Below are 17,119 nucleotides of genomic sequence, written 5' to 3' on the forward strand. Positions count from 1 at the left end.
ATCCGCAAGTCTGCCCCATGACGGGCGGTTCTCCCCTACCGGCCACGGGCGATCATCTGACCAGGCCATATGGTGTTCCCTGCCCAAAACGCACGACTGACGAGAAGGACCGCCCAGTGACATCGACCCACGCCGGAGCCGGCTCCGCGCCGGAGGCCGCAGCCCTGCACGAGATCGTCGACGGCGTTCACGCCTGGGTGCAGCCGGACGGCACCTGGTGGATCAACAACGCGGGCGCGGTGAGCGGCCCCGGCGGGACCATCCTCGTCGACACCTGCGCCACCGAGCAGCGCACCACCCGCTTCCTCGCCGCCGTCCGCGCCGCCACCGGCGACGCACCGCTGACCATGGCGGTCAACACCCACCTGCACGGCGACCACACGTACGGCAACAGCCTGCTCCCCGACACGACCGTGCTGATCGGGCACGAGGCCATGCGGGAGGGCCTGCTGGCCGACCCGATCATCGACGGCTGCCCGCCGGTATGGCAGCCCGTGCCCGACTGGGGCGATGTCACCCGCCGGGTGCCCTCGGTCGTCCTGCGCTCGGACCTCACGGTGTTCACCGGATCCCGCCGGGTCGACCTGCTGCACCCGGAATACACCGCCCACACGCCGGGCGACGTGGTCGCCTGGCTGCCCGAGGAGCGGGTGCTGTTCACCGGCGACCTGATCTTCAACGGCATCACGCCGATGGTGCTCATGGGCTCGGTCGAGGGCGCGATCAGGGCGCTCGGCTGGCTCGCCGGCTTCGACGCCGACCACGTCGTGCCCGGCCACGGGCCCCTCATCGGGCGGGCCGACCTGCCCGGCGTCCTGGCCGGGGTGGAAGGCTACCTGCGGCTGGTCCAGGAGACCGCGCAGGCGGGCATCAAGGACGGCCTGACGCCGCTGGAGGCCGCGCAGCGATGCGACCTCGGCGCGTACGCGAACTGGCCCGACGCGGAGCGGCTGGTGCTCAACCTGCACCGCGCCTACACCGACACCGCGGGAGCGCCGTTCGACCTCATGGCGGCCATCGGCGACGCCGTACGGTTCAACGGCGGCCCCATGGCCAGCGCCGTCTGAGACCGGACGTCAGCGCAGGAGACCGACGCCGCAGAACCCGTCGATGCCGGGGAGCTTCTCGAGCTTGGGATCATCCGCCTCGGGCCGCCACTCGCCCGTGGAGACGAGACCGGGCTCGAGCAGCTCGAACCCGTCGAAGAAGCGCAGGATCCCGGCGCGGGGCCGGGGCGTGGCCGAACCCGCGCTGGTGCGGCTGTAGATCTCACGGCCTTCCTTCAGCCTGCCGTCGTCGAGATCGCCGAAGGACAGGTGGCTGATCACCAGGGCGCTGCCCGGGGCGAGCCGGTCGCGCAGCGTGCGCATGGCGCGCTCGGCGAGCTCGTCGTCGGGCACGAAGTGCAGCACCGCCACGAGGAGCAGGCCCACCGGCCGGTCGAAGTCGATGTGCGCGAGCAGCCGCGGGTCGTTCACGATCGCGTCGGGGTCGCGCAGGTCGCCGTCCAGCACGACGGTCTGCGGGTTGTCGGCCAGCAGCGCCCTGCCGTGGCTGAGCACGATGGGGTCGTTGTCGATGTAGGCGATCTTCGAGTCGGGAACCTCCCGCAGCGCCACCTGGTGCACGTTCTCCTGGGTGGGCAGCCCGGCGCCGATGTCGAGGAACTGGCGGATGCCGAGGCCGGTGAGCAGGCGCACCGCCCGGCTGAGGAAGCGCCGGTTGGCCTGCACCCCTTCCCTCACGTTGGGGGTGAGCTCGATGAGCTTGTCGGCCGCCGCGCGGTCGGAGGCGAAGTTGTCCTTGCCCCCGAGGAGGTAGTCGTAGATCCTGGCCACGCTCGGGACAGCCGGGTCGACTCCGACCGGTGCCTGTTCCATGTACGACCGCCCGTTCTCCGCTCGATGTTGATCTCAACCTAACCGATGAATCCTGATTTATCTGGATAACGATTTAGTTTTTGATCATGGACTCACGAGCACGGCCGGAGTGGGGGATGTGGGCTGTCAGCGCGAAGCCCCCCTCCTCGGTGCGATTCCAGGCGAGCCGGCCCCCGACCAAGGTGACCCGCTCCCTCAGGCCCTCCAGCCCGTATCCCGACTCGCCTAGGTTCAGCGTCGTCCGGGGCCGCGGCTCCTCGTCCGCGGCGTCGTTGACGACGGACACGCTGGTGACCTCGCCCCTGGTCTCGCAGGCCACCCGCACCATCGAACCCGGGGCGTGCTTGCGCACGTTGTTGAGCCCCTCCTGGACGATCCGGTAGCACGCGTGCGCGGCCTGTCGCGGGAGCCCCCGGTCTGCGACGTCGAGGGACAGGCTGATCCGCAGGCCGGTCGCGATGCCCTCCTCGACCAGCTGCGGAATGCCGTCCACCCCCAACGCGGACGCCGGAACCTCGCCCCGGCGCAGCGTGGTGAGCAGCTCGCGCATCTCGGCGAGGGCCCGCACGCCCTTGTCCTCGATGCCCCTGGCCAGCTTGCGTATCTCGCCGGAATCCTCGTTGTCCTGGATGACGCCGGCATTGAGGACCATCACGGTCACCGCGTGGGTCACGGTGTCGTGCAGCTCGCCCGCCAGGCGGCGGCGCTCTCTGGACGCGGCCCGCTCCTCACGCAGCCACTGGTCCTCGATCATCGCGCGGTATCCGCGCACCCAGCCGCCGATCACGGCGGGAAGGTAGACCAGCGCCACGGCGCGGACGGCGTCCACCCACAGCAGATGCCCGAGGGGGTGACTCAAGCCGCTCATCACCAGGTAGCCCAGCGCCATGCCGCCGGCGACCGGCCTCCAGCAGCCGACCGTGCGGTGCGCCGTCATGGAGTAGGCGGCGACCGTCAGCGGCAGAAACTGGCCCGTGACCGCGAGGCAGATCAACGCCGTGGCGACCGCGGGCCATGCCGTACGGCGCCGCCACAACATCGCCGCCGACGCGGCGACGGCGGAAAGGACCGCGAACCAGCGAGGCGCGGTCAGCCAGGACGGCCCGGACGCCATGAAGGCGAGTGGAAGGCTGCAGACCAGGACGGCCAGCCCGAGCGATATGTCGACGATGGCGTCGTAGTGACGATCGGCAAAGTCTGACCATGAATTCCGGTTGTATCTCGTTTTTTGCCCCCTAGTGCTGTTTCCGGATCTTCAAGCGAGCGGTGGACGGCGACCTGCCCGCCCCTTTCGCCGCGGCGGCGAAGTTTCCCGAAACATCGCCGCCCCCTGCGGTGGTTTCACATACTTTGCCCGCTTTAGACCGATTCCGTCCGCTGAGGAGTACCCACGATAACCCGCCCCTAACCTGGTAAAACGCACGCGTGCTACTTGATCCGCCCCGCGGCGACGTCGTCGAGGGTCTGATCCCAGTCGGACAGGAATCGGCCGAGGTCGTAGCGCGCCAGGGCCGCAGCCCGCGCCGCCTTGCCGACCTGTACGGCGAGCTCCGGGTCGGCGGCGAACGCCCGCAGGGCGGCGACGAGCGTGGGGACCTTCGTCGAGACGACCCCGGCCTCCGGCGGGACGGCCTCCACGGCCTCCGTCGTGGCCAGCGCGACCACCGGCATGCCGAGCATCATGGCCTCGATGAGCGAGAGCCCGAGCGAGGTCCATCGGTAGGGGTGCAGGTAGACCCGCCTGCGGGCCAGCGCGGCGTGCATCGCCTCCCGGGGCAGGTCCTCGAACGCCTCCATCCGGCCGGGAACGCCCAAGGTGGCGGGCAGGCGGGTGACCCTCATGCCGAAGACGTCGAGCGGCGCGGCGACGGCGAAGGCGGGCAGCAGGTCGGTTCCCGCCACCCGCCACCTCCTGACCGGCTCGTTGACCACCACGCCGGCCCGGGGCAGTTCACCGCTGTAGCGGTAGCCGGGATCGACGACGCCGTGCTCGATCACCCGGGTGGGCGCGTCTCCCGCATCCCAGAACAGGTCGTTGAAACGCGTGACGTGGACCAGCGGGATGTCGCCGCGGCCGGCGAGGGGGTGGCGCGCGTTCGGCACGTCACCCCCCGGGGTGTTGTGCTCGACATAGACCCCCGGAACGTCGCGGCCCAGCCACTCGCGGGCCAGATCGATCTCGTGCGGCCGCTGGTAGACGGCCACGTCGACGTCGAGCCCGCGAAGCCGGTCGAAGGACACCTCGCGGGCGTTGGCCGGCCACGGGAACGTCCGCGCCCTGCCGCGCCCGTCGGGCCCCCGGCCGGGGACGAGCGGCACCAGGTATTCATGCCCGCCGCGCACGAACGCCGTGGTCCATGAGCCGTGCACGTGCCACACGAGGACTCTCATCGCCGTCCCCCAACGCTCCTCCTGGTCTCGTCGGCCCACGGCTACCCATGACCCATCAGGGCAAACGCGCGGATTATCACGCTTCGTGACGGTTCTCTAGGACACGCCCTCTCCACATCGACTTCTCCGCAAAAGACCGTTTGGAAGCGCTCCGCTCGGTAACCACTCGATCAGGCGTGACGGAGGTCTTCCGATGCGGATTCTGGGGATCAACGCCATATTCCATGATCCGGCGGCGGCGCCGATCGTGGACGGACAAGTGATCGCGGCCGCCGAGGAAGAGCGCTTCAGCCGTCGCAGGCACGGCAGGCGCCCGGTTCCCCTCTCCGCCTGGGAGCTCTCCGAACGGTCCGCGTGGCAACTGCGGGAGTCGGACCTGCGGCCCTGCCGTACCTGCGGGAGTCGGAGGGCACGGTGGTGACGCGCGCGCCGGCGCTGCTGGTGCTGCGCGGCCTGGGACTCGGCGACGTGCTCACGGCGGTCCCCGCGCTGCGGGCCCTGCGCCGCGCCCACCCCCGTCACCGGATCGCGCTGGCCGCGCCCGCCGTCCTGACGGGCCTGCTTCCGCTGATCGGCGCCGTGGACGAGGTCGTCGACGTGCGCGGGCCGGGGCCCGTGCCGTTCCACGCGCCGGACATCGCGGTCAACCTGCACGGACGCGGGCCTGAGAGCATCAGGGCGCTCCTCGCGACCCGGCCGGGGAGACTGCTCACCCACGCCCACCCGGAGGTGCCCGGATCCGAGGGCGGCCCGCCGTGGGACCCCGAGGCGCACGAGGTCAGGCGATGGTGCTCGCTGCTCGGGTGGTACGGCATCACCGCCGACCCCGGCGACCTCATGTTGCGGCGCCCCGGGGCCGACGGCCCGGGTCCGTGCGGCGAGGCCGAGGTGATCGTCCATCCGGGCGCGGCGGCGGGGGCGAGGCGGTGGCCGCCCGACCGGTTCGCCCGAGTAGCCGCCGAGCTGGAAAGACGCGGCCGCAGGGTCGTGATCACGGGCGGCCTCCATGAGCGGGCGCTGGCCCACGGCGTCTGCGCACTGGCCCGCCTGCCCGCCGACCGGATGCTGGCCGGGCTGACCGGCCTGCCGGAACTGGCGGCGCTCGTGGGCCGGGCCGCGCTCGTCGTCTGCGGGGACACCGGGGTGTCCCACCTCGCCGCGGGACTCGGCACGCCGTCCGTCGTGGTGTGCGGGCCGGTGTCCCCGGTGTTGTCCGGGCCTCCCGACCATCCGCGGCACATCACGTTGTGGGCGGGCCGCACGGGTGACCCGTACGGGGGCGTGCCGGGGCCCGGCCTGCTGGCGATCGGGGTGTCGGAGGTGCTCGACGCGGCCAGGCAGCTGCTGGAGGTGCGGGCAGGGTAGCAAAATACCTCTTAAGCAGAGGTATAGTGACAATTGTGACCACAGACGCCGCCACGGCAGACGAGGTGATGGCGCTCATCCAGGGGCTGCGCCGCGTCGTGCGCCGCCGCCTGCGAGCCGAGCTGCCCGGGCCGCCGTTACGCGGCGGACAGGTGGAGCTGCTCCAGCTCGTCGAGTCCGAGCCCGGCATCGGCGTGGCCGCCGCCGCACGGGCGCTGCACCTCGCGGGCAACTCGGTCAGCACCCTGGTGAACCAGCTCGTCACCGCCGACCTCCTGCTCCGCCAGGTCGACCCCGCCGACCGCCGCGCGGCCCGACTCTTCCTCACCGACGCGGCCGCCGCCCGCCTGGCGCGCTGGCGCGACACCCGCAGCCGGCTCGTCGGCGACGCCTTCTCCGGGCTCACCGACGCCGAGGCGGCCACCGTGACGGCCGCGCTCCCCGCCCTGCGCCGGCTGCTCGACGAACTCGCGGAAGGACAGGCATGACCTCACCGCTCGCCTCAGACGAAACGCCTGCCGTGCGGTGCGTGGGGCTGCGCCGGCGGTTCGGCGACACCGTGGCCGTCGACGGCCTCGACCTGGAGGTGCGGCGCGGCGAGGTCTTCGGCCTGCTCGGCCCCAACGGCGCGGGGAAGACCACGACGATCCGCATGATCACCACGCTTCTGCCGGCCCCGGTCGGCGCGATCCAGGTGCTCGGCCGCGACGTCGCACGGCATCGTACGGCGGTGCGCCGCCTGATCGGCTACGTGCCGCAGCAGCTGTCGGCCGACGGGACGCTGACCGGCAGGGAGAACGTCACGTTGTTCGCCCGGCTCTACGACCTGCCGCGGGCCACCCGTACCGCCCAGGTGAACGCCGTCCTGGAGGAGATGAACCTGTCGGAGGTGGCCGACCGCCCGGCCAAGACCTATTCGGGCGGCATGGTGCGCCGCCTGGAGCTCGCCCAGGCCCTGGTCAGCTCGCCCCAGCTGCTGATCCTCGACGAGCCGACCGTCGGGCTCGACCCCGTCGCCCGCGACGGCGTGTGGGACAGGATCGACGCCATTCGCGCCGCCACCGGGATGACCGTGCTGGTCACGACACACGCCATGCAGGAGGCCGACGAGCACTGCGAGCGGGTGGCCCTGATGCACCGGGGGCGCATCCGCGCGGAGGGCTCCCCGGGCGAGCTCAAGGGGGCCATCGGCCCCGGCGCCACCCTGGACGACGTCTTCCGCCACCACACCGGCAACGCCCTGACCGGCGAGAACGAGAACGGAGGTATGCGCGATGTCGCTGCTGCCCGTCGCACCGCCCGCCGCGTCGGCTGACGCCGAGCCGGGGCCGTTCGCCCTGGCCCGCACCTTCGCCTCACGGATCGCCACGACCTGCCTGGTGGAGCTGCAGAAGCTGCGGCACGACCGCACCGAGCTGGTCACCCGGGCCATCCAGCCCGCCCTGTGGCTGCTGGTCTTCGGCCAGGTCTTCACCCGCATCCATGCGATCCCGACCGGGTCCACGCCCTACCTGGACTTCCTCGCCCCGGGCATCCTCGCGCAGTCCGCGCTGTTCATCGCGATCTTCTACGGCATTCAGATCATCTGGGAGCGCGACGCGGGCGTGCTGGCCAAGCTGCTGGTGACCCCGACCCCGCGGATCGCGCTGGTGGGGGCCAAGGCGTTCGCTGCCGGAGTGCGGGCCGTCGCCCAGGCCGTCGTCGTGCTCATCCTCGCGCTGATCCTGGGCGTCCACCTGGCCACCAACCCGCTCAAGCTCCTCGGCCTCGTCGTCGCGCTGCTGCTCGGGTCGGCGTTCTTCTGCTGCCTGTCGATCACCATCGCCGGGCTGGTGTTGTCCAGGGACCGGCTCATGGGCATCGGCCAGGCCATCACGATGCCGCTGTTCTTCGCCTCCAACGCGCTCTATCCCGTGCAGCTCATGCCGGGCTGGCTGCAGGTGGTCAACCACATCAACCCGCTGAGCTACGAGGTGGAGGCGCTGCGCGGGCTGCTCGTGGGCACCTCGGCCCGGCTCGCGCTCGACTTCGGCGTGCTGCTGGTCGCCGCCTTCGCCATGATCGCGATCGCCTCGGCCCTGCTCCCCCGCCTGGCCCGCGGCTGAGCCTTCCGTCAACCGGCCTGGCGGTGGTAGACGCCGAACCAGTGCTGGCCGGCGAGCTCGCGGGCTACCGAGGCGTCGGCGGCGGCGTCGCCCATCGCGACGTGGCGGCCGATGACCCGCTCCCCGCCCCAGACCATCACCCGGCCGGCGGTCACCGGGTCGAAGTCACCTGCCGTACGGCCGGCCCGCTGCTCCTCCGCCACCACCTCGGCGACGCGCCCGGCGAATCGGGCGAGTTGCCCCTCCCAGTAGTCGCGCACCTCCGGGTCGTAGGCCGAGGTCTCGGCGATCGCGGCCAGCACCTCGGCGTTTTCCCGGTAGAAGCGCACCATGGCCTCGTAGTTGGCGGCGAGCCCGTCCAGGCCGCCGCCGGGGCCCGTGGGCGTCCAGCTCGCCCCCAGGTCGTAGATCCGCTGCTTCAGCTCCCCGGCCAGCTGAAGCAGCAGGTCCGACTTGTTGCGGAAGTACAGGTAGAACGTGGAACGGGCGACCCCGGCCTCCTCGGCGATCTGCTGCACGCCGAGCTCGGTGAAGCCGGCCCCACGCGCGAGCAGCCGCCTGGCGGCGGAGACGACCTCGGCTTCGACGGCGGCCCTGCGGTCGGGTTCGCGTGCGGGACGCCGGGTGATCGAGGGCATACCGGGATCCTAGGCAACGCCTCCGGCCCGCCGTACGCCGCCCGTCAGCGCGCCCGGTGGATGAGCTTGATGTCGGTGAACCCGTCCAGGCCCCACAGCCCGCCCTCGACGCCCAGCCCGCTCCACTTGACGCCGGCGAAGGGCTGGCCCGCGGACAGCGCCGTATGGGTGTTGACCCAGCTCATGCCCGACTCCAGCCGGGCGGCGACGGCCGTGGCCCGGTCGGCGTCGCCGCTCCACACCGAGCCGCCCAGCCCGAAGGTGCTCGCGTTCGCCCGGGCCAGGGCGTCCTCGACGTCGTCGAAGGCGATGACCGGCAGGGCCGGGCCGAACTGCTCCTCGTCGACGATGCGCACGCCGTCGCCGACGCCCGTGAGGATCGTCGGCTCGAAGAAGTAGCCCGGGCCCTCGATCGCCTTGCCGCCCGCGGCGGCGACGGCCCCGCGGGCCAGCGCGTCGGCGACGAGCTCGGCGACCCGGTCGCGCTGAGGGGCGTTGTTGATCGGGCCGAGCTCGGTGGCGGGATCCGCGCCGTCGCCCACCTTCGCCGCGCGAGCCCGCTCGGCGAGGGCGTCGACGAGCGCCGGAAGCACCGAGCGGGCCGCGTAGACGCGCTTGGGGGCGACGCACACCTGGCCGGAGTTGGAGAAGGCGGTGGCGAACAGCCGCTCGGCGACACGGCCGGGATCGGCGTCGTCCAGCACGATCGCCGCGTCGTTGCCGCCGAGCTCCAGCGTGAGCCGCTTCAGGTCGGCGGAGGCGGCCGCGGCGATCTTCTTGCCGGTCGCGGTCGAGCCGGTGAAGCTGATCTTGCGAGTGAGCGGGTGGGCGGTCATCGCGGCGCCGATCTCGCCTCCCCCTGTGATCACGTTGAGCACCCCGGCGGGCGCCACCGCGCGCAGCGCCTCCCCCAGCATCAACGTCGACAGCGGGGTGAAGGGAGACGGCTTCCAGACGACGGTGTTGCCGGCGCGCAGTGCGGGAGCCACCTTGGCCACCCCGATGGTGATGGGGAAGTTCCACGGGGCGATGGCGGCGACCGGGCCGAGCGGCCTGCGCACCACCTCGACCAGGGCGTCGCGGTCGTCGCGGATGACCTCGCGCTCGCGCTCCAGGTCGGCGTAGTAGCGCAGCCAGAGCGCCGCCGTCCGCAGCTCACGCTGCGACTCGCTCAGCGGCTTGCCCTGCTCGGCGGTGAGGACCGGCGCGACGGCCCCGGCCGCCGCGTCGACCGCGTCGGCCATGGCCCGCAGCGTGGCCCTGCGGGCGTCCTCGTCGGCCCGCCAGTCCGGGAACGCACGCGCCGCCGCGTCGAAGGCCGCGTCGACGTGCTCGACGGTGGTCTCGGGCGCGGTCGCGAACGTCTCCCCGGTGGCGGGGTTGATCACGTCGAAGGTCTTCTCCGCGGTAACGGCGTCACCGTCGATGGTCAGGGTCGTCGGGGTCTGTGTTGCTGGGGTCTGGGCGGTGAACGGGGACATGTGCGTCTCCAAGTCAGCCATGCACGACAAAGCAGTACAAAAGGTACATGACACTATGTCCGACACAGTGTCCGATACCGGCTTTCTGAGGGAAGGCGCAGGTCAGCACTCGTGACGTCGGCGTCCTGCGGGTATCGCTACAGCGAGGCGGACGGGCGAAACCGGGGGGCGCATCATGATCGCTGTTCCTCTCGCACTGCTCGCGGCCGTGTGCAACGCCCTCGCGTCCGTGCTCCAGCGATATGCGGCGAGGGCGGCGCCCGAGAGCGAGGCGTTCCGGCTGACGCTCATGTTGGACCTGATCCGCCGGCCCGCGTGGCTGCTCGGCATCCTGTGCCTGATCGGCGGCTTCATCTTCCAGGCCACCGCGCTGGGCTTCGGCGGGCTCGCACTCGTGCAGCCCCTCCTCGTGGTGGAGCTTCCCGTCACGATGATCATCGCCGCCCGGCTGTTCGGGATCGACCTCGGCGGCCGGTCGTGGCTGGCCGTCATCGCGCTGACCGCCGGACTGGCCGTCTTCCTCATCGCAGCCGCTCCTTCGAACGCCGACCGGACGCCCGGCCTGTTCGGCTGGATCAGCTCCGCCGTGGTGACCGCGGGGCTGATCGTCGCGGCGGTGACGGTCGGCGTCGCCAGCGGCGGCAACCTGCGCGGCGTGATGCTGGGCTTCGCGACCGGGCTCGGTTTCGCCTACACGGCGGTGCTCATGAAGAACACCATCGACGTGCTCGAAGGCGACCCGCCCGCCGTGCTGCGCTCATGGTCGCTCTACGTCATGATCGCCACGGGCCTGTGCAGTGTCTTCCTGCTCCAGAACGCCCTGCAGCGCTCCACCCTGGTCGCCGTGCAGCCCGCCCTCACCGTGACCGACCCGGTGGCCAGCACCGGCTACGGCGTGGCCCTGTTCGGCGAGGACATCCGCACGGGCCCGTGGGCGGTGCCCGAACTGGTGGGCGTGGGCCTGATCCTGCTCGGCAGCGTGCTGCTGTCGCGGTCGGAGGCCATCAGGGCCCACCACGTCACCCGGGCGGGCCGCACACGAGAGTCTCGGCGGACGCGGCGCTGAACAGGGCGGCGCCCCTGGCGACCAGCGCGGCGCGCTCGGGGGTGCCGTCGAGCCGGTCGAGCGCCTCGACGAGCTCGGCGGCGCTGCGGGCGTAGACGCTCAGCCCGGCCCGCGCCATGGCCAGGGCGCCGTCCCGGCCGTGGCCGGGAATCGGCTTGTAGGACACCACCGGAACCCCTGCCGCGAACGCCTCCCTGCAGGTCAGGCCGGCCGCGTTGTCGACCATCGCGTACGCCGCGGCGAACACGTCGGTCATGTCGTCGCGCCAGGCGAGCGCGAGGCCCGGCCCGGCGCTGCGCAGGCGGCGCAGCAGCCGTCCGTTGCGCCCGCACAGCACGACCGGGCGATAGCGGCCCGTCGCCGCGAGCACCCGGGCGGTCGCCTCGACCCTGCCGACTCCCCACGACCCGGCCGACACGAGCACCGGCCGCTCGCCGTCGCACGGGCCGATCGGGCAGGCCGCCGGCGGCCGCCTGGCGAGGAACTCGGGCCGCACGAGCGGGGCGTGCAGGTCGGCGGGCCGGCCGGTCGCCGCGGCGACGGCACGCGCCGAGGCCGGGTCTCCGCACAGGTACCGGTCGGTGCCGGGGTGCAGCCACAACCGGTGCGCGGCGAAGTCGGTGACGAGGACCACGCTCGGCACGGGCAGCCGGTCACGCTCGCGCAGGTGCCCCGCGATCTGGGCGGCCAGGTGGAAGGTGGAAACCACCGCCTCCGGCCGGCGGTCGCGGACGAGCTCGCCGAGCCTCCCTGCGGCCAGCACGGTCAGCGGCGAGGTGGAGGGGGCACGCCCGGAGACGAAGAACACCTTGTAGACGGCGGCGTACAGCCAGGGCGCCGAGCCGATCATCGCCCCGTAGCCCCGGCGCAGGCCCGTCCCGAGGCCCATCGGCAGCAGCCGCAGCACGTCGACCACCTCCGCCTCGACGCCGCCGGCCGCGAGGCGGCGGGCCAGCTCGGCGGCGACGCCGTCGTGGCCCGCGCCCATGCCCGCGCTGAGGATGAGGATCTTCCTTCCCGTCGGAGTCACCGGCACCTCCCCTGAGAACAATCCAGGTGATGACGCGCGCCGCCGCCGTGGCGCTCGGGCTCGGCGGTGCGGCCCTGCTGCACGTGGGCCCGGGCGTGACCTGGATTCCCGCCGTACGCCGCCTGCTGCCCGCCCTGTCGGGCCGGGGGGCGCCCGGCCATGTCGCGCTGACCTTCGACGACGGGCCCGACCCGCGCACCACGCCGTTGTTCCTCGACGCGCTCGACCGGCTCGGCTGCCGGGCCACGTTCTTCATGCTCGGGGAGATGCTGGAGCTCCACCCCGGCACCGGGCGCCGCGTCGCCGAGGCGGGCCACGAGGTCGCCGTGCACGGCTGGCGGCACGACTACACGCTGCGCACTCCGCCCGGCCGCGTCTCCGCCGAGATGGCCCGTACGGCCAGGCTGGTGCGGGCCGTCACCGGAGCACGGCCGGCGTGGTACCGCCCGCCCTACGGCGTGCTCAGCGCGGAGGCCCTGGTGGCGGCCCGGTGGAACGGGCTGCGCCCGGTCCTGTGGACCGCCTGGGGCAAGGACTGGACGCCCCGGGCCACGCCGGAGTCGGTGCTGGCGACCCTGGCGCCCGGCCTTCGCGGCGGAGCGACACTCCTGCTGCACGACACCGACCACACCTCGGCGCCCGGCTCCTGGCGTGCTGCGCTCGGCGCGCTCGGACAACTGGTCGATCACTGCCGCTCCGCGGGCCTTCGCGTCGGCCCTCTGGCCGAACACGGCATCGGCTGACGTCGGCCCGGGTCCTACCCGGGGCCGCATGGCCGTACGAGCGGGCGCCGTTCATGCGCGCCAAGCTTTTACCTCAAGGCAAGACGGCAAACTCGCGGAAAAGCACGACTATTTCCGGACCTCTCGCGACAATGAGGATTTTTACCTTTCTCGACCCCGGTCGGCAGGGACAAATATTTCCCCGCAAACAGCGGCCACCTGCGTAAAGTCACCCGGCTCGCATGCATGTTTTGTGGTGAATCGCGAGGGAGATCCTTGAGTCATGTTGTCGGGGGGAGGCGGTCTTCGCCACTTTCTCAACCTCCGTAATGCCCGCGGTGTTGTGAGCAATACCGGAAATGTCCGCGGCGACGGGACCGGTGAGAACAGTGGCGATGCCAGCGACGTGTGCCAGGCGGCGCCGGTGCGGCGGGAGAACTTCCCCGTCGCCTCCCGGCTGCTTCCGCGCAGGTACCGCCGCCACCTCATCGCGGCCTACGGCTTCGCCCGCTGCGTCGACGACATCGGCGACGAGGCCGAGCCCCGCGACCGCCTGGGCCTGCTCGACGCCATCGACGCCGACCTCACACGCATCTACGACGGCGGCGAACCGCGCCTGCCCGTCACCCAGGCGCTCGCGCCCACGATCGACGCCTGCGCCATCCCCGCCGCGCCGTTCCATCGGCTGGTCGAGGCCAACCGGCGCGAGCAGACCGTGTCCCGCTACGACACCTACACCGACCTGCTGGCCTCCTGCGAGCTGTCGGCCAACCCGATCGGCCACATCGTGCTGCACATCTTCGGCATGGCCGTACCCGACCGGCTGGACCTGTCCGACCGGATCTGCTCCGCGCTCCAGATCATCGAGCACTGCCAGGACGTCGGCGAGGACCACGCGCGGGGCCGGATCTACGTCCCGCAGGAGGATATGCGGCATTTCGACTGCGTCGAGGCCGACCTCGCCGCCCGCTCGACCTCCCCGTGCGTGCGCAGGCTCATCGCCTTCGAGTCCCAGCGTGCGGCGCGACTGCTCGACTCCGGGGCGCCGCTGGCCGGCACCCTCGGCGGTTTCGCCAGGCTCGCGGTCTCCGGCTACATCGCGGGAGGCCGCGCCACCGCCGCGGCGCTCGAACGCGGCCGATACGACGTCCTGTCGACCCGAATCCGGGCGCACCGCGCCCGGTTGCTGACCACGTGGCTGCGCGTCCTCGCGAGAGGGAGGTGAGCCGGTGGACACATCCGACGCCTACCGGCAGTGCGAGCAGATCGTCCGGTCCCGCGCCCAGAACTTCGCCTACGGCATCCTGCTGCTGCCGCCTGCCAAACGGCGCGCGCTCAGCGCCGTCTACGCCTTCGCCCGCAGAATCGACGACATCGGCGACACCCCGGGGCCCGTCGAGGAGCGCATGGTGGCGCTGTCCGACGAGCGGGCCCGGCTGGGCGCACCGCCGGACGGCGACCCGGTCCTGACCGCGTTGTACGACGCGGCCGGGCGCTTCCCCATCCCGCTCGACGCGTTCAACGAGCTCATCGACGGCTGCGCCGCCGACGTCAGCGGCACCTCCTACCGGCGTTTCGACGATCTGCTCTCCTACTGCCGGCACGTCGCGGGCTCCATCGGACGGCTCTCGCTCGGCGTCTTCGGATCGGCCGACCCGGCCGCGCCCAAGACGGCCGACGCGCTCGGGGTGGCGCTCCAGCTCACCAACATCCTGCGCGACCTGTACGAGGACCGGCTCGCCGGGCGCGTCTACCTGCCCGCGGAAGACCTCGACCGGTTCGGCTGCACCCTCGCCCTCGACCACGCGGGACGCTTCACCGACCCGCCGGAGCGGCTGGCCAACCTGGTCCGGTTCGAGGCCGACCGGGCGCTGGGCTGGTACGCCGACGGCATGCGCCTCATCCCGATGCTCGACCGGCGAAGCGGCGCCTGCACGGCGGCGATGGCGGGCATCTACCGCCGGCTGCTCGGCCGCATCGCCGCCGACCCGGCGAGCGCGCTGAGAAAACGGCTCTCGCTCGCCCCCTGGATTAAGGCCATGGTGGCGGCCCGCGCCGTCGCGGGGGCGGGCCGGTGACCGAATCGGCTGCTCAGGCGCGGGTCGCGATCGTCGGCGGAGGGCTCGCGGGGATCACCGCGGCCCTCGCCCTGTCCGAGGCGGGGATCCCCGTCACGTTGTACGAGGCGCGGCCGCGGCTCGGCGGAGCCACGCACTCCTTCGAGCGCGCCGGCCTGGTCGCCGACAACGGCCAGCACGTCTTCCTCCGCTGCTGCACGGCCTACCGGGGGCTGCTCGACCGGCTGGGCGGCGCCGGGAGCGTGCGCCTCCAGGACCGGTTCGACGTGTGGGTGCTCACCCCGGAAGGACGCCACGGCCGGCTGCGGCGGTCCGCGTTGCCCGGGCCGTTCCACCTGCTGCCCGCCCTCGCGACGTATTCGCTGCTGCCTCCGGCCGACCGGCTGCGGGCGATGCGCGGCTCGCTCGCCCTGCGCCGGCTCGACCCGGCTGACCCGCTGCTCGACCAGGTCGCCCTCGGCGGCTGGCTGGCCGCACACGGACAGGGGGAGGCCTCCCGCAGGGTCCTGTGGGACCTGTTCACCGTCGCGGCGCTCAACGTCGGCACCGACGAGGCCGCCCTCGGCGCGGCCGCGATGGTCTTCCGTACGGCACTGCTCGGCCGGGCGGGCGCCGCCGACATCGGCATCCCGACGGTGCCCCTCGGTGAGCTGCACGGCCTGGCGGCGCGCGTGGCGATCGAGCGCGCCGGCGGCGAGGTGCGCATGCCGGCGAAGGTCGAGGCGATCGAGCCGGGGCCGTCGATCGTCGTCGACGGCGTCAGGATCGAGGCGTCCGCCGTGATCGTGGCCACGCCGCACGAGCAGGCGGCCCGGCTCGTGCCCGCCGACGCCGCGCCCGGCCGCGAGCGCTGGACGGGCCTGGACGGCAGCCCGATCGTCAACGTGCACGTCGTCTACGACCGGCCGGTCACCCGCCTGCCCTTCGCGGCGGTGACCGGCTCGCCGGTGCAGTGGTTCTTCGACAAGACCCGGGCGGGACGGGTGCGGCGCGGGCAGTACCTCACCGTGTCGGTCTCGGCGGCCCGCCGCTGGATCAACGCCTCGACCGCCGAGGTCCGCGCCGCCTTCCTGCCCGAACTGGCCCGGCTGCTGCCCGACTCGCACGGGGCCCGGGTCACCGACTTCTTCGTCACCAGGGAGCGGCGCGCCACCTTCAGGCAGAGCCCCGGCAGCGGAGAGCTGCGCCCGGGGGCCGTGACCGGCTGGCCCGGTCTCTACCTCGCCGGCGCGTGGACCGCCACGGGCTGGCCCGACACCATGGAGGGCGCCGTGCGGAGCGGGCTCACGGCGGCGGGCCTCGCCCGGCGCCATCTGGAGGGATCCAGGCGGCGCGGGGAGGCGGTCCGATGACCGCGGTGACGCCGCATTCCGTCTCGGCCGCCCGGACGCTGGTGGAGCCGGTGCTGCGGGAGGCCGTCGGCCGGCTCGACGCGCTGTCGGCCAGGGTCGCGGCCTATCACCTGGGGTGGGCGGACGCCGCCGGGCGCAGCACCGGCAATGGAGGCAAGGCGCTGCGCCCGGCCCTGGCCGTGTTGTCGGCCCGCGCGGCGGGAGCGGCCGGGGAGCGCTGCCTGCCGGTGGCCGCCGCGGTCGAGCTCGTGCACGCCTTCTCGCTGCTGCACGACGACGTCATGGACGGCGACCCGACCCGGCGGCACCGGCCGGCCGCCTGGACCGTCTTCGGCGACTCGGCGGCCATCCTCGCCGGGGACGCGCTGGTCACGCTGGCGGGCGAGCTGGTGCTCGAGGAGGACACCCCGGCGCGCGTGCGCGCGGCCCGCTGCCTGGTCTCCGCGACGCAGCGGCTGATCGCCGGGCAGGGCCGCGACCTGGAGTTCGAGCGGCGGGCCGACGTGACCCTCGAGGAATGCCGCCGGATGTCGGCCGACAAGACCGCGGCGCTGCTGTCGTGCGCCTGCTCGATCGGCGCGATCGCGGCGGGGGCGCCGGAGCCGCTCGTGACCGCCCTGGCGGCCTTCGGCGCCGAGACAGGGCTGGCCTTCCAGCTCGTCGACGACCTGCTCGGCATCTGGGGCAGGCCGGAGGCGACGGGCAAGCCGGTGCTGTCCGACCTGCGCAGCCGCAAGAAGACGCTGCCGGTGGTCGCCGCGCTGACCAGCGGAACCCCCGCAGGGGACACCCTCGCCGGGCTGCTCGCCCGGCCGGAACCGCTGCCCGAGTCCGTCCTGAGCATGGCCGCCCGGCTGGTCGACGAGGCCGGCGGCCGGGCGTGGGCGGAGACGGAGGCCAAGCACCGGCTCGACGCCGCCGAGCGGCACCTCGCCGAGGCCGACATGCCGGCCGAGGTGCGCGCGGAGCTCCTGGAAATCGCCCACTTCATCACTTCACGGGACCACTGAC

17 protein-coding genes are annotated in these 17,119 nt (G+C 72.9%); 11 read left to right on the forward strand and 6 right to left on the reverse strand.

Annotation, left to right across the window (positions count from 1 at the left end; genetic code table 11):
- The first annotated feature begins 116 nt into the window (after positions 1-116).
- A complete protein-coding gene (locus Pth03_RS25660; RefSeq protein WP_239119360.1) occupies positions 117-1,067 on the forward strand; it encodes an MBL fold metallo-hydrolase in 951 nt (316 codons plus the stop codon).
- Between the two features lie 9 nt (positions 1,068-1,076).
- Here the strand turns inward: Pth03_RS25660 and Pth03_RS25665 are convergent, their stop codons facing one another.
- The 3 genes from Pth03_RS25665 to Pth03_RS25675 form a co-directional block, all read right to left on the reverse strand.
- Positions 1,077-1,880, reverse strand: a complete 804-nt coding sequence (locus tag Pth03_RS25665) for an SAM-dependent methyltransferase (protein WP_203946945.1) — start codon at positions 1,878-1,880, stop codon at positions 1,077-1,079.
- 73 nt (positions 1,881-1,953) lie between these two features.
- A complete protein-coding gene (locus tag Pth03_RS25670; protein WP_203946946.1) occupies positions 1,954-2,994 on the reverse strand; it encodes a sensor histidine kinase in 1,041 nt (346 codons plus the stop codon).
- 314 nt (positions 2,995-3,308) lie between these two features.
- The gene (locus Pth03_RS25675) at positions 3,309-4,271 is read right to left on the reverse strand and encodes a glycosyltransferase (protein ID WP_203946947.1); all 963 of its coding nucleotides are present in this window, start codon (positions 4,269-4,271) and stop codon (positions 3,309-3,311) included.
- A gap of 354 nt (positions 4,272-4,625) precedes the next feature.
- On the opposite strand from Pth03_RS25675, the gene Pth03_RS25685 reads away from it, so the two are divergent.
- Genes Pth03_RS25685 through Pth03_RS25700 form a run of 4 tightly spaced genes read left to right on the forward strand, consistent with a single transcriptional unit; the run spans position 4,626 to position 7,741 of the window.
- On the forward strand, positions 4,626-5,636 hold the full coding sequence (locus Pth03_RS25685; protein ID WP_239119361.1) for a glycosyltransferase family 9 protein: 1,011 nt from the start codon (positions 4,626-4,628) through the stop codon (positions 5,634-5,636).
- A gap of 35 nt (positions 5,637-5,671) precedes the next feature.
- Positions 5,672-6,124 carry a MarR family transcriptional regulator gene (locus Pth03_RS25690; RefSeq protein ID WP_239119362.1) on the forward strand — a complete coding sequence of 151 codons (453 nt, stop codon included), beginning with the start codon at positions 5,672-5,674 and terminating at the stop codon, positions 6,122-6,124.
- Positions 6,121-6,951, forward strand: coding sequence for an ABC transporter ATP-binding protein (locus Pth03_RS25695; RefSeq protein WP_203946949.1), 831 nt, complete (start codon positions 6,121-6,123; stop codon positions 6,949-6,951). Before Pth03_RS25690 ends, Pth03_RS25695 begins: the two co-directional genes overlap by 4 nt.
- A complete protein-coding gene (locus Pth03_RS25700) occupies positions 6,911-7,741 on the forward strand; it encodes an ABC transporter permease (RefSeq protein ID WP_203946950.1) in 831 nt (276 codons plus the stop codon). Before Pth03_RS25695 ends, Pth03_RS25700 begins: the two co-directional genes overlap by 41 nt.
- An 8-nt stretch (positions 7,742-7,749) precedes the next feature.
- Here Pth03_RS25700 and Pth03_RS25705 read toward each other — a convergent pair whose 3' ends face one another.
- Positions 7,750-8,379, reverse strand: coding sequence for a TetR/AcrR family transcriptional regulator (locus Pth03_RS25705; protein ID WP_203946951.1), 630 nt, complete (start codon positions 8,377-8,379; stop codon positions 7,750-7,752).
- Positions 8,380-8,423: 44 nt separating this feature from the next.
- Entirely contained in the window at positions 8,424-9,881 is a 1,458-nt protein-coding gene (locus tag Pth03_RS25710) for an aldehyde dehydrogenase family protein (RefSeq protein WP_239119363.1), read from the reverse strand.
- Positions 9,882-10,035: 154 nt separating this feature from the next.
- Here Pth03_RS25710 and Pth03_RS25715 point away from each other — a divergent pair, with 154 nt between their 5' ends.
- Entirely contained in the window at positions 10,036-10,926 is an 891-nt protein-coding gene (locus Pth03_RS25715; RefSeq protein ID WP_203946952.1) for a DMT family transporter, read from the forward strand.
- Here the strand turns inward: Pth03_RS25715 and Pth03_RS25720 are convergent.
- Complete coding sequence (locus Pth03_RS25720; RefSeq protein WP_239119364.1) at positions 10,880-11,956, reverse strand: MGDG synthase family glycosyltransferase; 1,077 nt, start codon at positions 11,954-11,956, stop codon at positions 10,880-10,882. The genes Pth03_RS25715 and Pth03_RS25720 overlap by 47 nt on opposite strands.
- 29 nt (positions 11,957-11,985) lie before the next feature.
- Here Pth03_RS25720 and Pth03_RS25725 point away from each other — a divergent pair, with 29 nt between their 5' ends.
- From Pth03_RS25725 to Pth03_RS25745, 5 genes are all read left to right on the forward strand, one after another.
- On the forward strand, positions 11,986-12,699 hold the full coding sequence (locus Pth03_RS25725) for a polysaccharide deacetylase family protein (protein ID WP_203946953.1): 714 nt from the start codon (positions 11,986-11,988) through the stop codon (positions 12,697-12,699).
- 322 nt (positions 12,700-13,021) lie between these two features.
- Positions 13,022-13,903 carry a squalene synthase HpnC gene (hpnC, locus tag Pth03_RS25730; RefSeq protein ID WP_239119365.1) on the forward strand — a complete coding sequence of 294 codons (882 nt, stop codon included), beginning with the start codon at positions 13,022-13,024 and terminating at the stop codon, positions 13,901-13,903.
- 4 nt (positions 13,904-13,907) lie between these two features.
- Positions 13,908-14,756: a phytoene/squalene synthase family protein gene (locus Pth03_RS25735; RefSeq protein WP_203946955.1), complete on the forward strand. Its 849-nt coding sequence runs from the start codon at positions 13,908-13,910 to the stop codon at positions 14,754-14,756.
- Positions 14,753-16,108, forward strand: coding sequence for a hydroxysqualene dehydroxylase HpnE (gene hpnE / locus Pth03_RS25740; protein ID WP_203946956.1), 1,356 nt, complete (start codon positions 14,753-14,755; stop codon positions 16,106-16,108). Before Pth03_RS25735 ends, hpnE begins: the two co-directional genes overlap by 4 nt.
- The gene (locus Pth03_RS25745) at positions 16,105-17,118 is read left to right on the forward strand and encodes a polyprenyl synthetase family protein (protein ID WP_203946957.1); all 1,014 of its coding nucleotides are present in this window, start codon (positions 16,105-16,107) and stop codon (positions 17,116-17,118) included. Before hpnE ends, Pth03_RS25745 begins: the two co-directional genes overlap by 4 nt.
- The last annotated feature ends 1 nt before the right edge of the window (position 17,119 follow it).

The sequence above is a fragment of the Planotetraspora thailandica genome (assembly GCF_016863335.1).
In the GTDB taxonomy this organism is placed as follows: domain Bacteria; phylum Actinomycetota; class Actinomycetes; order Streptosporangiales; family Streptosporangiaceae; genus Planotetraspora; species Planotetraspora thailandica.

What these genes read in the sequence shown, in the direction of transcription:
- Pth03_RS25665 (WP_203946945.1), bottom strand. Translation starts at nt 1,880, where the DNA reads ATGGAACAGGCACCGGTCGGAGTCGACCCGGCTGTCCCGAGCGTGGCC.
- Pth03_RS25670 (WP_203946946.1), bottom strand. Translation starts at nt 2,994, where the DNA reads ATGGCGTCCGGGCCGTCCTGGCTGACCGCGCCTCGCTGGTTCGCGGTC.
- Pth03_RS25675 (WP_203946947.1), bottom strand. Translation starts at nt 4,271, where the DNA reads ATGAGAGTCCTCGTGTGGCACGTGCACGGCTCATGGACCACGGCGTTC.
- Pth03_RS25695 (WP_203946949.1), top strand. Translation starts at nt 6,121, where the DNA reads ATGACCTCACCGCTCGCCTCAGACGAAACGCCTGCCGTGCGGTGCGTG.
- Pth03_RS25700 (WP_203946950.1), top strand. Translation starts at nt 6,911, where the DNA reads ATGTCGCTGCTGCCCGTCGCACCGCCCGCCGCGTCGGCTGACGCCGAG.
- Pth03_RS25705 (WP_203946951.1), bottom strand. Translation starts at nt 8,379, where the DNA reads ATGCCCTCGATCACCCGGCGTCCCGCACGCGAACCCGACCGCAGGGCC.
- Pth03_RS25710 (WP_239119363.1), bottom strand. Translation starts at nt 9,881, where the DNA reads ATGGCTGACTTGGAGACGCACATGTCCCCGTTCACCGCCCAGACCCCA.
- Pth03_RS25715 (WP_203946952.1), top strand. Translation starts at nt 10,036, where the DNA reads ATGATCGCTGTTCCTCTCGCACTGCTCGCGGCCGTGTGCAACGCCCTC.
- Pth03_RS25725 (WP_203946953.1), top strand. Translation starts at nt 11,986, where the DNA reads ATGACGCGCGCCGCCGCCGTGGCGCTCGGGCTCGGCGGTGCGGCCCTG.
- Pth03_RS25745 (WP_203946957.1), top strand. Translation starts at nt 16,105, where the DNA reads ATGACCGCGGTGACGCCGCATTCCGTCTCGGCCGCCCGGACGCTGGTG.